Source organism: Facilibium subflavum, from assembly GCF_003574485.1.
GTDB classification, from domain to species: domain Bacteria; phylum Pseudomonadota; class Gammaproteobacteria; order Francisellales; family Francisellaceae; genus Facilibium; species Facilibium subflavum.
Window position 1 is genome coordinate 1 of the sequence record NZ_QLIT01000244.1, and the last position, 1,303, is coordinate 1,303.

At 37.3% G+C, this 1,303-nt stretch carries 3 protein-coding genes; 2 read left to right on the forward strand and 1 reads right to left on the reverse strand.

Annotation, left to right across the window (positions count from 1 at the left end):
• A partial coding sequence (locus DNK84_RS12380; protein ID WP_407920625.1) for a hypothetical protein occupies positions 1-223 on the reverse strand: 223 nt, incomplete at its 3' end.
• A 349-nt stretch (positions 224-572) separates the two neighbouring features.
• On the opposite strand from DNK84_RS12380, the gene DNK84_RS12385 reads away from it, so the two are divergent.
• Together DNK84_RS12385 and DNK84_RS12390 are read left to right on the forward strand one after the other, a co-directional pair.
• Positions 573-839: a type II toxin-antitoxin system RelB/DinJ family antitoxin gene (locus DNK84_RS12385; RefSeq protein ID WP_119344799.1), complete on the forward strand. Its 267-nt coding sequence runs from the start codon at positions 573-575 to the stop codon at positions 837-839.
• Positions 826-1,107, forward strand: a complete 282-nt coding sequence (locus tag DNK84_RS12390) for a type II toxin-antitoxin system YafQ family toxin (protein ID WP_119344800.1) — start codon at positions 826-828, stop codon at positions 1,105-1,107. Before DNK84_RS12385 ends, DNK84_RS12390 begins: the two co-directional genes overlap by 14 nt.
• The last annotated feature ends 196 nt before the right edge of the window (positions 1,108-1,303 follow it).

Below are 1,303 nucleotides of genomic sequence, written 5' to 3' on the forward strand. Positions count from 1 at the left end.
CACCGCGTGGACACGCATCCAGCTCGTCTTTCAAATCAATAGATTGCTGTGAAATATATTCATCTTGTATGGATTTCAGAATATCTACTTGCTCTGAGTGACGAAAGCCAATATCTATGATTTCTTCAGGTTTGCTGATTTCTTTTTCAATAACAACCACCTTACTGACAACTTTACCTTGCTCATTTATTTTTTCCACCGTAACTCGAATTGTGTCTGACATCTGCAAATCCAATTTTGAATAAATAATAAAAACATAACACAACAATCAAGCAAACACAATGAAAATACACTTCCAGCAGCGCAATAGAAAGTGGTGTTGAGAGTGTTATTAATACTCGATTTAAAAAGAAACACAAGGCGCAATGGAATCGAGAGTCTGCACACAGAGTGTTGCAGCTTAGAACCTCTTTAGCAAGCAATCAATGGGCTCAGGATTGGCAGCTAGTTAGGCAACATATTTATAAAAATGCAGCATAACACAACTACATTAGGAATGCTCTCGTCGAAAAGTTGCTTTGTAGTCACAAATAGACTACAATTAAAAAAAACAGTACACATTGGAGACGACAATGAATACAAACAATACCTATGTAAGAGCAAGAATTGACATGAATACCAAAGAAAGAGCCGCCGAAGCATTGCAGGCAATGGGGCTGTCTATTTCTGATGCTATTCGCTTACTGATGCTCCGGGTTGCCGATGAACATCGATTACCCTTTGAAGTAAAAGTGCCCAATAAAAAAACACTTGATGCCATTAACGAGTTAGAAACAGTAAAAGGCAAAAAGTTTAATTCCATTGACGCACTAATGGATGATTTGAATGCGGATGATTGAAAGGGCAAATACATTCAAAAAAGACTATAAGCGTGAATCAAAAGGCAAGTATAGAACTCAACTTAGTCAAATATTACCCATAATTCTAAATCACCTGGCGAATGATCTCCCACTTGAGCCTAAATTGCGCGACCATGACCTGATCGGCAATTGGCAAGGCTATCGAGAATGCCATTTAAAACCTGATTTGCTTTTAATTTATCGTAAAGAAAATGATGATATTCTAAAGCTCGCAAGACTTGGCTCGCACAGTGAAATTTTCGGTTAGCCAATCATGCAATGATTGCATTTTAACCTGTTTTATGTTATGTTGCTTAAAGAGCAGAGTTTCTGAAAACAAGGATAATGCCATGAACGATAATCAAAAAGGAAGACTTTTAAAAATTGCTGGCTCTTTTCCCTTTTCTGTTGGTTACAATCTGAGCATGCGATAACCGTTTAAATCTATGGTTAATCTCTGGAAC

Bases quoted from the DNA above. Each gene is read 5' to 3' on its own strand.
- DNK84_RS12385 (WP_119344799.1), top strand. From the start codon at position 573: ATGAATACAAACAATACCTATGTAAGAGCAAGAATTGACATGAATACC.
- DNK84_RS12390 (WP_119344800.1), top strand. From the start codon at position 826: ATGCGGATGATTGAAAGGGCAAATACATTCAAAAAAGACTATAAGCGT.